This window comes from Paracoccus sp. 08 (assembly GCF_024105395.1).
Taxonomy (GTDB): Bacteria; Pseudomonadota; Alphaproteobacteria; order Rhodobacterales; family Rhodobacteraceae; genus Paracoccus; species Paracoccus marcusii.
The window spans coordinates 118671-132942 of record NZ_WEKR01000076.1 but is presented as its reverse complement, the minus strand read 5'-3'; the positions used below and the strand labels follow the sequence as shown (position 1 = coordinate 132942).

The 14272-nt window shown below is 68.3% G+C and carries 14 protein-coding genes; 8 read left to right on the top strand and 6 right to left on the bottom strand.

The window, feature by feature from the left end; genetic code table 11:
• The first annotated feature begins 3 nt into the window (after positions 1-3).
• From GBO37_RS21160 to GBO37_RS21150, 3 genes are read left to right on the top strand one after another with little or no spacing between them, the layout of a single operon-like run.
• The gene (locus tag GBO37_RS21160) at positions 4-318 is read left to right on the top strand and encodes a hypothetical protein (RefSeq protein ID WP_252930701.1); all 315 of its coding nucleotides are present in this window, start codon (positions 4-6) and stop codon (positions 316-318) included.
• On the top strand, positions 315-1139 hold the full coding sequence (locus tag GBO37_RS21155; protein WP_252930700.1) for a hypothetical protein: 825 nt from the start codon (positions 315-317) through the stop codon (positions 1137-1139). The genes GBO37_RS21160 and GBO37_RS21155 overlap by 4 nt, the downstream gene beginning before the upstream one ends.
• Positions 1140-1151: 12 nt before the next feature.
• A complete protein-coding gene (locus GBO37_RS21150; protein WP_045999425.1) occupies positions 1152-1931 on the top strand; it encodes a succinate dehydrogenase iron-sulfur subunit in 780 nt (259 codons plus the stop codon).
• Between the two features lie 147 nt (positions 1932-2078).
• On the opposite strand, the gene glyS is transcribed toward GBO37_RS21150, so the two are convergent.
• Genes glyS through GBO37_RS21135 form a run of 3 tightly spaced genes read right to left on the bottom strand, consistent with a single transcriptional unit; the run spans position 2079 to position 5733 of the window.
• Positions 2079-4337, bottom strand: coding sequence for a glycine--tRNA ligase subunit beta (glyS, locus tag GBO37_RS21145; RefSeq protein ID WP_252930699.1), 2259 nt, complete (start codon positions 4335-4337; stop codon positions 2079-2081).
• On the bottom strand, positions 4337-4813 hold the full coding sequence (locus GBO37_RS21140; RefSeq protein WP_252930698.1) for a DUF6446 family protein: 477 nt from the start codon (positions 4811-4813) through the stop codon (positions 4337-4339). The genes glyS and GBO37_RS21140 overlap by 1 nt, the downstream gene beginning before the upstream one ends.
• On the bottom strand, positions 4810-5733 hold the full coding sequence (locus GBO37_RS21135; protein WP_045999422.1) for a glycine--tRNA ligase subunit alpha: 924 nt from the start codon (positions 5731-5733) through the stop codon (positions 4810-4812). Before GBO37_RS21135 ends, GBO37_RS21140 begins: the two co-directional genes overlap by 4 nt.
• A gap of 107 nt (positions 5734-5840) precedes the next feature.
• Between GBO37_RS21135 and GBO37_RS21130 the strand changes: the two genes are divergently transcribed.
• A complete protein-coding gene (locus tag GBO37_RS21130) occupies positions 5841-7124 on the top strand; it encodes a peptidoglycan-binding protein (protein ID WP_252930697.1) in 1284 nt (427 codons plus the stop codon).
• On the opposite strand, the gene GBO37_RS21125 is transcribed toward GBO37_RS21130, so the two are convergent.
• Complete coding sequence (locus GBO37_RS21125; RefSeq protein ID WP_127898279.1) at positions 7121-8572, bottom strand: TrkH family potassium uptake protein; 1452 nt, start codon at positions 8570-8572, stop codon at positions 7121-7123. The two genes, GBO37_RS21130 and GBO37_RS21125, sit on opposite strands and share 4 nt — an antisense overlap.
• A 118-nt stretch (positions 8573-8690) precedes the next feature.
• On the opposite strand from GBO37_RS21125, the gene GBO37_RS21120 reads away from it, so the two are divergent.
• The gene (locus GBO37_RS21120; RefSeq protein ID WP_042245371.1) at positions 8691-9812 is read left to right on the top strand and encodes a Ppx/GppA phosphatase family protein; all 1122 of its coding nucleotides are present in this window, start codon (positions 8691-8693) and stop codon (positions 9810-9812) included.
• Position 9813: 1 nt separating this feature from the next.
• Entirely contained in the window at positions 9814-10557 is a 744-nt protein-coding gene (locus GBO37_RS21115; protein ID WP_252930696.1) for an RlmE family RNA methyltransferase, read from the top strand.
• Between the two features lie 66 nt (positions 10558-10623).
• On the opposite strand, the gene GBO37_RS21110 is transcribed toward GBO37_RS21115, so the two are convergent.
• Positions 10624-11670: an AraC family transcriptional regulator gene (locus GBO37_RS21110; protein WP_252930695.1), complete on the bottom strand. Its 1047-nt coding sequence runs from the start codon at positions 11668-11670 to the stop codon at positions 10624-10626.
• 86 nt (positions 11671-11756) lie between these two features.
• Positions 11757-12650, bottom strand: a complete 894-nt coding sequence (gene miaA / locus GBO37_RS21105) for a tRNA (adenosine(37)-N6)-dimethylallyltransferase MiaA (protein ID WP_252930694.1) — start codon at positions 12648-12650, stop codon at positions 11757-11759.
• 81 nt (positions 12651-12731) lie between these two features.
• Here miaA and pyrH point away from each other — a divergent pair, with 81 nt between their 5' ends.
• Both pyrH and GBO37_RS21095 read left to right on the top strand, forming a co-directional pair.
• Entirely contained in the window at positions 12732-13457 is a 726-nt protein-coding gene (pyrH, locus tag GBO37_RS21100; RefSeq protein ID WP_045999418.1) for a UMP kinase, read from the top strand.
• A gap of 1 nt (position 13458) precedes the next feature.
• The gene (locus GBO37_RS21095) at positions 13459-14256 is read left to right on the top strand and encodes an ion transporter (protein ID WP_045999417.1); all 798 of its coding nucleotides are present in this window, start codon (positions 13459-13461) and stop codon (positions 14254-14256) included.
• The last annotated feature ends 16 nt before the right edge of the window (positions 14257-14272 follow it).

Genomic DNA, 14272 nt, shown 5'->3' with positions numbered 1-14272 from the left:
CTGATGATCGCGCGGGCAATCTTCGTGGGTCTGCTGCCTGTGGTGGCGGCCTGCGGTCCGGTCCCGGTGGACCAGGCCGAACGAATCTGCCTGCGCGATGCCGAAATGGCCGAACGCCCCCGTGGCAGCATTGCGATGGGCGTCGGCTCGGGGTCGGGCGGCACGCGCGGCTTTGGCAGCGTCGAACTGGAGATCAGCAGCGACTACATCCGCGGCCGCGATCCGTCCGACGTCTTCAACCGCTGCGTCCAGCGCCGGTCGGGCCAGATGCCCGAGCGCGCGCTGGCCGACCAGCCCGGCTGGCGGGGGACGCGGTGAGCCGTCCGCTGTTCTTGCATGTCGGCGTCCAGAAGACCGGTACCACCAGCCTGCAGCGGTTCCTGCGCCGTTCGGCCCCGGCGCTGGCGGACGCGGTCGTGATCCGCACCCCCGAGGAGGGGACGCCGATGCGTCCGCTTGGACGTGCAGCCATCGCATGCAGCCTTGCACCTGACGATGATCACCGCGCCACGCTGGTCGCGGCATTCGAGACGGTTCTGGACGGTCTGCCGGACGACGACCGCCCGGTGATCCTGTCCCACGAGAATCTGGCCGGCGCGATGCCCGGCAACGGCGGAGAGACCCGTCTGTTCCCGGCACTGCCCGCGATGCTGGCGACGCTGGTGCAGGTCGCGGCCGATCGCGGCTTTGCCCCGCATGTCGTGATCTATACGCGGCGGATGACGGCGTGGCTTCCGTCGGTCTGGGCGCAGGCCGTGCGCACCGATGGTTATGCCCTGACGCTGCCCGAATTCCGCTCGCAGACGTCCGAACTGCCCGGATGGGGCGACCTGCTGCGGCGGTTGGACGGCGCGCTGTCGTCTGTTCCTGTTACCCGGCTGCGTTTGGAGGACGAGGCGGACGCCGATCGTCCCGGCCGTCAGCTGCTGTCGCTGGCGGGCGTCCCTGACGCGCGTTTGGACGCATTGCCGCCGCTGGAATCCCGCGCGATGGAGCGTCTGACGCCCGGCGCCACCGAATTCCTGCGCCGCCTGAACGGGCTGGCGCTTAACCCTCATGCCCGCGACCGGGTGGCCGATCTGGTGGCCCGGTCGCAACCCCTGTTTGCGGCCCATGTGCCGTCCGAAGGCACTCTCTGAAAGGAGCTACCCATGGTCCAGTTCACCCTGCCCAAGAACAGTCAGATCCGCGTCGGCAAGACCTGGCCCAAGCCCGAGGGCGCAACCAACGTCAAGAAGTTCAAGATCTACCGGTGGGACCCCGAGACTGGCGAGAATCCGCGTCTGGACACGTATTTCGTCGATCTGGACAAGTGCGGGCCGATGATGCTGGACGCCCTGATCAAGATCAAGGCAGAGATCGACCCGACCCTGTCCTTCCGCCGGTCCTGCCGCGAGGGGATCTGCGGGTCCTGCGCGATGGTGATCGACGGCGGCAACAAGCTGGCCTGCATCTTCGGCATCGACGAGGTCAAGGGCGACGTCGCGATCTATCCGTTGCCGCACATGCCGGTGGTCAAGGACTTGGTGCCGGACCTGACGCATTTCTATGCGCAGCACGCGTCCGTGAACCCCTACCTGCAGACCAAGACGCCGACCCCCGGCAAGGAGTGGAAGCAGTCGATCGAGGACCGCAAGAAGCTGGACGGATTGTACGAGTGCATCCTGTGCGCCTCCTGTTCGACGGCCTGCCCGTCCTATTGGTGGAACGGCGATCGGTACCTGGGGCCGGCCGCGCTGCTGCACGCCTATCGCTGGATCATCGACAGCCGCGACGAGGCCACGGGCGAGCGTCTGGACGAGCTGGAGGATCCCTTCAAGCTGTACCGCTGCCACACGATCATGAACTGCACCAACACCTGCCCCAAGGGGTTGAACCCCGCCAAGGCCATCGCGTCGATCAAGCACATGATGGTGGAACGCGCGGTCTGACTGCGTCCCGCGACGGCGGGCGGGGGGCCAGCCCCCCGCACCCCCCGCCGAGGGGACGTGCCGTCCCCTCGTGCTCCCCTGCGGCAGGGCGGACATACAAAGACGGCCCGGAGAGCAATCTCCGGGCCGTTTTGGTTTGGTGGGGCCTTAGCCTTCGATGCGGGTGAAGTCGGCGATCTGGCGACCGGCTTCGCGGATGCGGGACAGCAGGTTCAGGCGGTTGCGCCGGACGATTTGGCTGTCGGTGTTGACCTGCACGGCCTCGAAGAACGCGTCGATCGGCGTGCGCAGGGCGGCGATGGCGGTCATGGCGGCGGGGAAGTCCTGCGCGGCCATGGCGTGCCGGATCGCCGGTTCTGCGGTATCCAGCGCGGTGAAGAGGGCGCGTTCCTGATCGGTCTCGGCGAACTTGACGTCGGCACCGAAGCTGTATTCTACGCCGTCCTTGTCCTCGGCCTGGGCCAGGATATTGCCGGCGCGTTTCAGACCCTGCGTCAGGTTCTTGCCGTCCTCTGTCGCCAGCATGGCGTTCAGTGCGGTGGCGCGGTTCACCACCTGCACGAGGTCGTCGCTGCCCTCCTGCGCCAGCACCGCGTCGATGATGTCGTGGCGGATGCCCTGGTCGCGCAGGTAGACCTTCAGGCGGTCGTGGAGGAAGGAGAGGAGGGTATCCAGTCCATTCTCCCAATTCGTGTAGTCAGACCAAGAACTGTGGCTCAGATCCTGAGCGACTAACTTACTTGGCACGCCAACATCGGAGCCTTTCGCGGCCAAAGTCAATGCATCGGCATAGGCAACAGGGTCGTGGGACGCCTCTTTCAAACGACTCGCAAGGTTACCTAACAAGTCTCCTCGCTTAGCCGAAAGGGAGGCACCGCGTGCTCTTAGCAAGCCGACTTCAAGAGGAACTTTCAGCTTAAATTTTCTATCGCTACTAAGAATCAACCTGATAAGTCCTAGTGCTGCACGCCGCAGCGCAAAGGGGTCCTTCGATCCCGTGGGCTTTTCGTCGATGGCCCAAAAGCCGGTCAGCGTGTCGATCTTGTCGGCCAGCGCCACGGTGACCGAGACGGGGGCGGTGGGGACCGCGTCGGAGGGGCCGAGGGGTTTGTAATGGTCGCGGGCGGCATTGGCCACAGCCTCGGTCTCTCCGGCCTCCAGCGCGTAGTAGCGGCCCATCGTGCCCTGCAGTTCGGGGAACTCTCCGACCATGGCCGAGCGCAGGTCCAGCTTGGCCAGGCGCGCGGCGCATTCGGCCTGATCGGGATCGGCGCCGACCAAGGGTGCGATCTCGCGAGCCAGGGCCGCGATGCGTTCGATCCGGTCGGCCTGCGAACCGAGCTTGTTGTGGAAGGTGACCGAAGCCAGGCCCGCGGCCCAGGTCGCCATGCCCGATTTCGCCTCGCGCAGGTCGTTTTCCCAGAAGAACGCCGCGTCCGACAGGCGCGCGGCCAGGACGCGCTGGTTGCCGGCCAGGATCGTCGCGCCGTCGTCGGGCGTCTGGATGTTGGCGACCGTCACGAACCCTTCGATCCGGCCCGTTGACGGATTGCGGGCCGAGAAGAACTTCTGGTGCTCCTTCATCGAGGTCTGCAGGACCTCGGGGGGCAGGGCCAGGAAGCGGTCCTCGATCACGCCAATCAGGGGCACGGGCCATTCGACCAGGCCCGCGACTTCGGCCAGCAGGGCGTCGTCGGGGACGATCTGCCAGCCGCGGGCAAAGGCCAGGTTGTCGGCCTGCGACCGGATCTCGGCGGCGCGCTCCTGGGTGTCCAGCATCACGCGGGCGCGACGCAGCTTGGCGGCATAGTCGTCAAAGCCACTGACCGTGAACGCGTCGGGCGCCATGAAGCGGTGGCCGCGGGTGGTGTTGCCCGCCGCGATGCCGTCGACGGTCAGCGGCACGACGGTCGCGCCGGCCTCGTCCGACAGGATGCACAGGATCGAATGCAGCGGGCGCACCCACCGCAGGCTGCCCGTCCCCCACCGCATGGATTTGGGCCAGGGGAAATTGCGGATCGCCGCCTCCAGCACTTCGGCCACGATGTCGGCGGCAAGGCGGCCGGGCTTGGTGACGGTCGCGTACCAGACCTGACCCTTCTTGTCGTCGCGGGCCTGCAGCTGGTCGCGGGTCAGCCCGGTGGAGCGCAAAAAGCCCTCCAGCGCGGCATCGGGGGCGTCGGTGCGGGGGCCCTTGCGGTCCTCATGCGTGGTGGGGCTGGCGGCGGTCAGGCCCTCGACCGCCAGAGCCAGGCGGCGCGGCGTGCTGAAGGCGCCGGCGCTGGCATAGGTCAGGCCGGCCTGAACCAGGCCATCGGTCACCAGGCGCTTGAGGTCCTCGCGCGCGCGGGCCTGCATGCGGGCGGGAATTTCCTCCGAGAAAAGCTCGATCAGCAGGTCGGGCATCAGTCCATCACTCCGCGTTCCGGGGTCTTGTCGTTGTATTGGTGCCAGCCGTAGACGCGGCCGTCGGGATAGACGGCCAGTACGCGGTCCACGTCGGGGCGGATCTCGCTGACCGACAGCACGGCGCGGGCGGCGCCGCTTTCCAGGTCGCCGCCGATCCGCGCCGCGTCGAAGCAGGCGAACCATCCGGGTGCGTTCAGGGGCGTGGCGCCGTCAAAGGGCAGGGCATCGGCGGGAACCGTGTCCACCGTGGCGCAGGCGCGCCAGCGCAGCGGGCTGCTGTCGGCGTCGATCCCCTCGAACCCGGTCAGGGTCAGGGGCCGTTCGCCGGCGGGGGTGGCCACCGCGATGGCGGCATTGGGGCCGTTCGGGTCGATCGGGTCATAGTACAGGTATTCCTGCGCGTACCACATGCCCGCGCCCGCGGCGATGGTGCTGCCCAGCAGGGCCAGCGCCGCGACCTTGCCCCAGTTCACGCGGGCGACCCCGCCGCATCGGTGGTCAGGAACAGGTCGGCGCAGCCTTTGGCCAGCGCCCGAACCCGGCCGATATAGGCCTGGCGTTCCGTGACCGAGATCACACCGCGCGCGTCCAGCAGGTTGAACAGGTGGCTGGCCTTGATCGCCTGGTCATAGGCGGGATGCGCCATCGGGATGGTGCGGCCAGCGCCGTCGGTGCGGTCGGCGGCCAGGATGCGGGCGCATTCGGCCTCGGCGTCCTTGAAATGCTGGAACAGCATGTCGGTGTCTGCCTGGTCGAAGTTCCAGCGCGAGTATTCCTGTTCGGTCTGGCGGAAGATGTCGCCATAGGTCAGCGCGATCGGGCTGTCCGGGTCGTTGAAGGGCATGTCCATCACGTGTTCCGCGCCCAGCACGTACATGGCCAGGCGTTCCAGGCCATAGGTCAGCTCTCCGGAGACGGGGCGGCAGTCATGACCGCCGACCTGCTGGAAATAGGTGAACTGGCTGACCTCCATGCCGTCGCACCAGACCTCCCAGCCCAGGCCCCATGCGCCGAGCGTAGGCGATTCCCAGTCATCCTCGACGAAGCGGACGTCATGGACCATCGGGTCCAGTCCGATGGCGCGCAGGCTGCCCAGATACAGCTCCTGCAGGTCGGGGGGCGACGGTTTGATGATGACCTGGAACTGATAGTAGTGCTGCAGGCGGTTGGGGTTCTCTCCGTACCGGCCATCGGTGGGGCGGCGCGACGGCTGGACATAGGCCGCGGCCCAGGCCCGCGATCCAAGAGAGCGCAGCGTGGTCCCGGGGTGGAACGTCCCGGCGCCCACCTCCATGTCATAGGGCTGCAGGACGGCGCAGCCCTGGCCTGCCCAATAGGTCTGCAGCGCCAAGATGATCTCCTGGAAACTGCGGGGTCGGTTGGGGCTGGTCATCGGGCCATCCTTTTGCGTAGATCGGGCAAGGCGTCTTCTAGGCGCGCGATGCAACAGGGTCAATGAAGGCCCGACGGCGGGGGGACACCCGCGACAGGATGGACAGGATGACGACGCCTTTGCGCTTGGTGATGGGACTGGTCCTGGCGGGGGCGCTGCCCGGTGCGGTGCTGGCCCAGGGCGCGGTGATCCGTCTGGAGGCCAAGCGCGATCCCCAGGCGGCGGCGCAGGCGGCGCAGGGATGGGCCGACCGGTTCGACGGGGTCGTGACGCTGGCCCTGCCGGGCGGCTGGACGGGGATCGCCATCGGGCCGCTGCCCGAGGATCGCGCCGGGCCCCTGCTGGAGCGGCTGAAGCAGGCCGGCAAGGTGCCCCAGGACGCGTTCGTCAGCACGCCCGCGCCGGGGACCGCGCTGGTGCCGGTGGGCGATACCGCGGCGGCGGCCCCGGCTGTGGTGGCCCCGCCGCCGCCCGACGCCTATCTGCGGCTGGAATCGGTTCAGGCCGAACCCGAGGCCCGCGCCGCGCTGGCGCGGATCCGGGCCGATTTCCCCGAGGCCGGGCTGTGGCGCCTGCCCGACGGGTGGTTCGCGGTGGCGCTTGGCCCGGTGGCCGACGATGCGGCCGCCGCCTGGCTGCCGGTGCTGGCCAAGGCCGACATGATCCCGGACGACGCCATGTTGGCCCGCGCCGCCGATCTGGGCGAAGCGCTGGACGTGGGCCAGGCTCCGGACCTGCCCGCGCCCGGCGCGTCCGAACCCCTGCCGCCGCTGGACCAGGTCCAGCGCGCGTTGCGGTGGGCGGGGCATTACGACGGCCAGATCGACGGCAAGGACGGTCCCCGCACCCGCGCCGCGATCCAGGCCGAGATCACGCGGACCCGCGCCTCGACCGATCCGGGCACGGCACTGCGGCTGCTGGCGGAACGCCGTGCGGCCTGGGCCGAGGCGCAGGGGCTGGCACCGCTGGTCGACGCGGCGACCGGGCTGACGGTCACCGCCCCCCTGCATGCGCTGACCTTCGACCGGGCCGAACGGGCGCTGTCGATCTATGGTCCGAAGGACGGATCGGGGGCGGCGCTGATCCTGTTCAGCCAGCCGGGTGGCCAGCAGGAGCTGCTGGATCTGGCCGGTCTGGTCACGGCGCTTGGCTGGGTGCCCCGGCCCGACCGCGTGGTCAAGCCGGGCCACGTGACCCTGCATGGCGCGAATGACGCCCATATCGGTGCCGCCGAAGGCTGGGTCCGAGATGGCCGGGCCGAAGGCTTCGTGCTGATCTGGCCGGCGTCGGACGCGGAAACCCAGACCCGCCTGCAGGCGGAACTGAGCGACAGCCTGACGCGCCACGGGCCCGGCGCGAATGCCGGCGCCGCGCCCACCGCGCTGCCCTAGTCGCGCCAGAACCGCGGCAGCAGCAGGACCAGGACCGACACCAGCTCCAGCCGGCCCAGGAACATTCCCACGGTCATCAGCCACTTGGCCGAGGTCGGAAATTCCGCGATCGAGCCGTTGCGCGTCACCTCGGGGCCCCAGACGGGGCCGATATTCGCGATGGCGGTCCAGGCGGCGGTCAGCGCGGTGCGCGGGTGCAGGCCGGTCAGCGACAGCCCCACGATCAGCAGGCCGAAGGTCAGGAAGAACAGCGTGAAGAACGCCATGACCGAATCGACCACGTCCTGTTCCAGCGGCTGGCCGTCATAGCGCAGCGGATAGACGCGGTGGGGCGAATGCATCCGTCGGATCTGGGCGCGCACGGCCTCGAACAGGACCAGATAGCGGAAGACCTTGACCGAACAGCCGGTCGATCCGGTGCAGCCGCCGATGAGCCCGCAGATCACCAGGACCATCAGCGGCAGATGGCCCCACTGCGTCACGTCGGTGGAGGCGAAGCCGGTCCCCGAGAAGGTCGAGATGACGTTGAACACGGTCTCCCGCAGCATCTCCTCGGGGTGACCGGTCTGGCCCAGCCACAGGACGCGGTACAGCAGGATGATCACGCAGGCATAGCCGATCCAGCGCAGATAGGCGCGCACCTGGATGTCACGCCACAGCGGTTTCGCCTGGCCGCGCATCAGCTGGACCATCCGGATGAACGGGATCGACGCCAGCACCATGAAGACCGACGACGCCCATTCCGCAGGCCCCAGGAACGCCCCAAAGCTGGCGTCGTAATTCGAGAAGCCCCCGGTCGAGATCGTGCTGAACGCCTGCACGACGGCGTCGAACCCGGTCAGGCCCAGGATCAGATAGGTGATGATGCAGGCCCCGGTCAGGATCAGGTACAGCTGCGTCATCTCGGTCGCGATCTGGCCGGCGCGGGGCAGGACCTTGCCAAGCGTGTCAAAGCCTTCCGATCGGAAGAACTGCATGCCGCCGACCTTCATCACCGGCAGGAAGACCATCGCCACGACGACGATCCCCAGGCCCCCGGCCCAGTGCAGGATCGCGCGCCACAGGTGGATGCCGCGCGCCAGCGAATCCAGCTGCGGCAGGACCGTGGTGCCGGTGGTCGTGAAGCCTGACATCGATTCGAACATCGCGTCGGTGAAGGTCGCGTTCGGCGCGCCCAGCATGAAGGGCAGGGCACCGAACAGGGGCAGGACCAGCCAGATCCCCGACGTCAGCAGGAACGCCTGATGCAGCGACAGGTGGTCATAGCGCCCGGCCGTCGCCACCGCGACGAAGACGCCCGCCGCCATGGTGATTACCGCCGATTGCAGGAACACCATCCAGTGCGGGTCGCCATGCCACCAGTCGACCATCATCGGCGCCAGCATCATGCCACCGATCGCGGTCAGGATCTTGCCGATCGGATGGGCAACGGGACGGATGTCGATCATCGCTTCTGGTTGCCGCGCCCCCGCGCGCCCGTCAAGTGGCCGCGGCGGTCGCGGCCCCTTGAATGGTCGCCGATGGCAGGTTACGTTTTGTTCAACTTGTCATCGGAGGGCGTGTGTTATGACGCCCAAGCGTCCTGCGGGTGCGGACGCGTTCCCGAGAAATACGGTCGAGCCGTCGGGCACCCGACAACCTGATGAAGGGGCGCTGTATGCTGCCTTGGATTTGGGAACGAATTCTTGCCGGATGCTGATTGCCCGACCGACGGGCAGTCAGTTCCAGGTCGTCGACAGCTTCTCCAAGCCGGTTCAGCTTGGTCAGGGGCTGGAAGCTTCGGGACGCCTGTCCCGCAGCTCGATGGCGCGTACCGTGCACGCGCTGCAGGTCTGCAAGCGCAAGCTTGATCAGCACAAGGTGCGTAACATGCGCCTCGTGGCGACCGAGGCATGCCGGCGCGCGCGCAACAGCCGCGATTTCCTGCGCACGATCCGGCGCGAGACCGGCCTGCCCATCGAGATCATCGGCGCCGAGGAGGAGGCAAGGCTGGCCGTCATCAGCTGCGCGCCGCTGGTCAGCCACAAGACCGAGACGCTGATGGTCGTCGACATCGGCGGCGGATCGACCGAGCTGGTCTGGATCGACCTGGAGGATGTGGAGCCCAAGGAGCGGCCCCGCGCGATCATGCGCCTGTCGGACGGTTTCGGGAACCCGCAGCCGGGCGGCGCCCGCGTGGTCGACTGGATCAGCGTGCCGTTGGGCGTCGCGACGCTGCGCGACCAGTTCGCTGATGTCGAGGACGACCAGGGCCGCTTCGCGCTGATGTCGTGGTTCTTCGAGGAGGCGCTGGCGAATTTCACCCCCTATGCGGACGGATCGCCCGACGAGGGGTTCCAGATCATCGGCACATCAGGGACGGTCACCACGGTCGCGGCCAGTTTCCTGGGCCTGCGCCGCTATGACCGGACCAAGGTGGACGGACTGGAGATGACCAGCGACCAGATCGACCGGGTGATCCATTCCTATCTGCAGCTGGGCCCCGAGGGGCGGCGCACGGACCCGCGCATCGGGCGCGAACGCCATGCGCTGATCATGTCGGGGGCTGCGATCCTGCAGACGCTGATGCGGGTCTGGCCCACGAACAAACTGTCGGTCGCGGATCGCGGCCTGCGCGAGGGGTTGCTTTATGCCCAGATGGTGCGCGATGGGGTGCTGGCGCCGGAAGGTTTGAACGGAGTGGCATGAGATGACGAAGACACCGACCAGCCGGGACGGCAAGACCAGCGGCCGCGGTGCGCGCGATCTGCGCGTGCGGGTGAAATCGGCCAAGGGGCGCAAGCTGTCCTCCACCCTGTGGCTGGAGCGGCAGCTGAACGACCCCTATGTGGCCCGCGCCAAGCGCGAGGGCTACCGCGGGCGCGCGGCCTACAAGATCCTGGAGCTGGACGACAAGTACCGCTTCCTGGTGCCCGGAGCGCGGGTGCTTGACCTGGGCTGCGCGCCCGGCGGCTGGTGCCAGGTGGCGGTGGCCCGCGTGAACGCCCTGGGCACGAAATCGGGCAAGAAGGTCGGGCGGGTGCTGGGTCTGGACCTGCAGGAGGTCGATCCGATCGCGGGGGCCGAGATCCACGTGCTCGACTTTCTGGAGGACGGGGCCGACGACAAGGTCAAGGCATGGCTGGGCGGACCTGCGGATGTGGTGATGTCCGACATGGCGGCGGCGTCGTCGGGGCACAAGAACACCGACCACAACCGGATCGTGGCGCTGGTCGAGGCGGCGGCGCAACTGGCCTTCGACGTGCTGGAGCCGGGCGGTACTTTCGTCGCCAAGGTCCTGGCGGGCGGTGCCGAGACCGACATGCAGACCATGCTGAAGAAGAACTTCACCAAGGTCGCGAACGTGAAGCCCCCCGCCAGCCGCAGCGATTCGTCCGAGAAATTCGTGGTGGCCACCGGGTTCAGGGGCCGCGAGACCCCCGCCGAAGCCTGAACACCCCTTGCGTCCCGCGACGCCGGGGGACTGACCGTCCCCCGGACCCCCTGCTGGGCGCCCTGCCTAATCGTGGGGCGGGGCGTTTCGCATCTGGCTGCGGTACGCCTCGGGCGTGCGGCCGGTTGCGGCGGCGAAGGCGCGGGTGAAATGGGCGTGGCTGGCATAGCCCAGCTCCTGAGCCAGGCGCGGAACGGGTCGGTCGGTATGGCGCAGCAGTTCGCCCGCACGGTCCACCCGCAATTCATGCAGCAGGTCGATGGCGCGATGGCCCCGCGCCTCGATGCAGGCGTGGTCCAGATGGGTCAGCGTGGTGCCCAAGTCCTGCGCCAGATCGGCCAGGGTCCGGCACGACCCCATCTCGACCGCGGCCAGCGCCAGGAAGCGGTCGACCAGCGGGCGATCCGTGTGGACCGCGCCGGGATCGGTCCGGTGATCCCGCGGCGGGTCCAGACGCGACAGGCGCAGCGACAGCATGTTCAGATAGCAGCCTAGGGTGCGGTGATCGGGGCTGCGGGCGGCCTCGGCCATCAGTTCGGCCAAGGTGGCCGACAGCAGCGCGGCACCGCTGCCCGCGCATCCCGCGACCACCGAACGGGGCAGGGGCGGATCGACCTGCGCGGTCAGTTCGGGCGCGATCAGCAGCACCTGACCCTCTGCCCCGTCCAGCGGCCGGGCGGCGAAGGCGGTTCCGGCGGGGACGAAGCGGACGTCGCCTGCGGCCAGAATGCCGCCGCTGCGCGGAAAGTCGATGCGCATGCGCCCTTCGGTAAGCCAAATCAGCACATGGTCGGGGCGCGTGCGCGGCTGGACGGGCACGGCACGCCCGCCCCAGGTGAAAGCGCCTGCAGGCAGCAGGCGAAGGCTGGCCTGCCGCGGCCCGAACCGGTGCGAGGCGGGCGCAACGCGGACGGACAGCGCCTGCGGAACGGCCACGCGGTCCGCGGCCCTTGCCCGCTGCACGGGCATGGGGGCGGTGCCTTCGGTCTGCAGGTGGGGACCGTTGACGTCGATCTGGCCGCCTTGCCCGCGGATGCCCCGACCAAGCGGCGCCAGCCGGGTCGGTGTGAACGGAAACCCCTTGGTCCAGTCAGAGCGATCCCATACCGACATGACACCCTCCCACATCATGGATCCTATCGGCGGATTATCGCCGATCTGTGGGAAAACTCAATGAACGCCGTATGGGTTTCCGGGAATTAAACCGTGATCAGCCCAGCGTTGCCCGCCTGCCACATCTGCCAGTCGCGCATCCGGCCGCGGAACCAGACCCGCTGCGCCTTGGCATATTGCCGTGAGGCGATGATGGCGCGTTCGATGGCCTCGGCCAGGGTCGCATGACCCTGCAGGTGGGCGACCAGATCGGGCGCGCCAATGGCCTTGGCCCATTGCGCGGCCGGGTCCCACAGGGGCAGCATCGCACGCACCTCCTCCAGGGCGCCCTGGTCCAGCATCGCGTGAAAGCGCCCGGCGATCCGGTCCGCCAGCCAGTCGCGGTCACTTGTGATCAGCACGCGCTGACAGTCGTCGGGGGCCAGCAGGGGCGGGGGCGTGTCGTCCTGCCAATCGGCGATGCCGCGGCCGGTGGCGGTCAGAACCTCCCACGCGCGCTGGACGCGGACCGGGTTCGCAAGATCGATCTGCGCGCGTGTGCGGGGGTCCAGTTCGGCCACCATCGCGGCCAGACCGCCGCCCGCGATGCGCGCATCGGCCGTGGCGCGGATGGCGGGGGGCGTCGGGGGAATCTGCGCCAGCCCGCGGGTCAGCGCGGTCAGGTACAGCCCCGTGCCGCCCACCACGATCAGCCGCCCCCGCAGCGCCGCGACCTGGCGCAGCCAGTCGCCGACCGACCAGGCGGTGCCCGGCGCGACATGGCCGTAAAGGGCGTGGGGCGCCTGTGCCAGGTCGGCGGCGGACGGGCGGGCGGTCAGCACCTGCCAGCAGGACCAGACCTGCAGGGCATCCGCATTGACCACCGTGCCGCCCTGTGCCCGCGCGACCGCCAGTGCCAGCGCAGATTTGCCGCTGGCGGTGGGTCCGGCGATCAGCAGGTGGCGGGCGGCGTCGATCTGTGTCAGGTCAGGGTCACGCATGGCCGATCCGGGCAGTTGATCCGGCAGCCCTTTTGCGACATTTAACGGCGCGATGAAAGCAGCCGGCGACAGGAGCCCCCGATGACCACCGAAGTCCCCAAGCAATATGGCCGCGTGATGCTGAAAATCTCGGGCGAGGCGCTGATGGGCGATCAGGGATACGGCCTGCATCCCCCCACCGTCGCCCGCATCGCAAGCGAGGTCGAGGCCGTCCAGGCAATGGGCGTCGAGGTCTGCATGGTCATCGGCGGCGGCAACATCTTCCGCGGCCTGCAGGGCAGCGCCCAGGGGATGGAGCGGACCACCGCCGACTATATGGGCATGCTGGCGACGGTCATGAACGCGCTGGCCATGCAGTCGTCGCTGGAAAGCCGCGGCCTGCATTGCCGCGTCATCAGCGCGATCCGCATGGACGAGGTCTGCGAGCCCTACATCCGTCGCCGCGCCATCCGCCACCTGGAGAAGAAGCGGATCGTGATCTTTGCCGCCGGCACCGGCAACCCGTATTTCACCACCGACACCGCAGCCACCCTGCGCGCGTCGGAGATGAACTGCGAGGCGATCTTCAAGGGTACCAAGGTCGACGGCGTCTATGACAAGGACCCGGTCAAGCATGCCGACGCGAAGCGTTACGGCAATGTCAGCTATGACGAGGTGCTGCAGAAGCATCTGGGCGTGATGGACGCATCGGCCATCGCGCTGGCCCGCGACAACAAGCTGCCGATCATCGTCTTCTCGCTGGACGCGCCGGGCGGGTTCCGGTCGATCCTGGAAGGCCGCGGCACCTATACGCGGGTCCACAACTGACATGACCACCAGCCTGCGGGGCCGCGTCGACGGCTTCATCCACGGGCCCCGGGCCCAAGGCGTGATCACGGCCGTGATCCTGTTCAACGCGCTGATCCTGGGGCTGGAAACCTGGCCGCGGGTGATGGCGGCGGCCGGCCCGCTGCTGATCGCGCTGGACCGGGTGTGCCTTGCGATCTTCGTGATCGAGATCGGGCTGAAGCTCTATGCCCGCGGGCTGCGGTTCTTCCGCGACGGCTGGAACGTGTTCGACTTCATCGTCGTGGGAATCGCCGTGCTGCCCGCGACCGAGGGTCTGTCCGTCCTGCGCGCCATGCGCATCCTGCGGCTGCTGCGCATCGTGTCGGTCACGCCCCGCCTGCGTCGCGTGGTCGAGGGATTCCTGTCCGCACTGCCCGGCATGGCGTCGGTCTTCCTGCTGATGGGTATCATTTTCTACATTTTCTCGGTCATGGCGACCAAGCTGTTCGGGCCGACCTTTCCGGACTGGTTCGGGGACATGGGCAATTCGGCCTATTCGCTGTTCCAGATCATGACGCTGGAAAGCTGGTCGATGGGCATCGTGCGCCCGGTGATGGAGGTTCACCCGAACGCCTGGCTGTTTTTCCTGCCTTTTATCCTGGTTACCACCTTTGCGGTGATGAACCTGGTGGTGGGTCTGATCGTGAATTCGATGCAGGAGGCCCACCAGGAGGAAGGCACTGCCGCGACCGAGGCCTATCGCGACGAGGTCCTGGCCCGGCTGGCCCAGATCGAGGCGCGGCTGTCCGCGGGCGAACCCCCGCGGAACGATCCCTGACGGGGCCGAAAAGCGG

Bases quoted from the DNA above. Each gene is read 5' to 3' on its own strand.
- GBO37_RS21150 (WP_045999425.1), top strand. From the start codon at position 1,152: ATGGTCCAGTTCACCCTGCCCAAGAACAGTCAGATCCGCGTCGGCAAG.
- GBO37_RS21135 (WP_045999422.1), bottom strand. From the start codon at position 5,733: ATGACCAGCCCCAACCGACCCCGCAGTTTCCAGGAGATCATCTTGGCG.
- miaA (WP_252930694.1), bottom strand. From the start codon at position 12,650: ATGCGTGACCCTGACCTGACACAGATCGACGCCGCCCGCCACCTGCTG.
- GBO37_RS21125 (WP_127898279.1), bottom strand. From the start codon at position 8,572: ATGATCGACATCCGTCCCGTTGCCCATCCGATCGGCAAGATCCTGACC.
- GBO37_RS21115 (WP_252930696.1), top strand. From the start codon at position 9,814: ATGACGAAGACACCGACCAGCCGGGACGGCAAGACCAGCGGCCGCGGT.
- GBO37_RS21110 (WP_252930695.1), bottom strand. From the start codon at position 11,670: ATGTCGGTATGGGATCGCTCTGACTGGACCAAGGGGTTTCCGTTCACA.
- pyrH (WP_045999418.1), top strand. From the start codon at position 12,732: ATGACCACCGAAGTCCCCAAGCAATATGGCCGCGTGATGCTGAAAATC.
- GBO37_RS21160 (WP_252930701.1), top strand. From the start codon at position 4: ATGATCGCGCGGGCAATCTTCGTGGGTCTGCTGCCTGTGGTGGCGGCC.
- GBO37_RS21120 (WP_042245371.1), top strand. From the start codon at position 8,691: ATGACGCCCAAGCGTCCTGCGGGTGCGGACGCGTTCCCGAGAAATACG.
- glyS (WP_252930699.1), bottom strand. From the start codon at position 4,337: ATGCCCGACCTGCTGATCGAGCTTTTCTCGGAGGAAATTCCCGCCCGC.
- GBO37_RS21130 (WP_252930697.1), top strand. From the start codon at position 5,841: ATGACGACGCCTTTGCGCTTGGTGATGGGACTGGTCCTGGCGGGGGCG.
- GBO37_RS21095 (WP_045999417.1), top strand. From the start codon at position 13,459: ATGACCACCAGCCTGCGGGGCCGCGTCGACGGCTTCATCCACGGGCCC.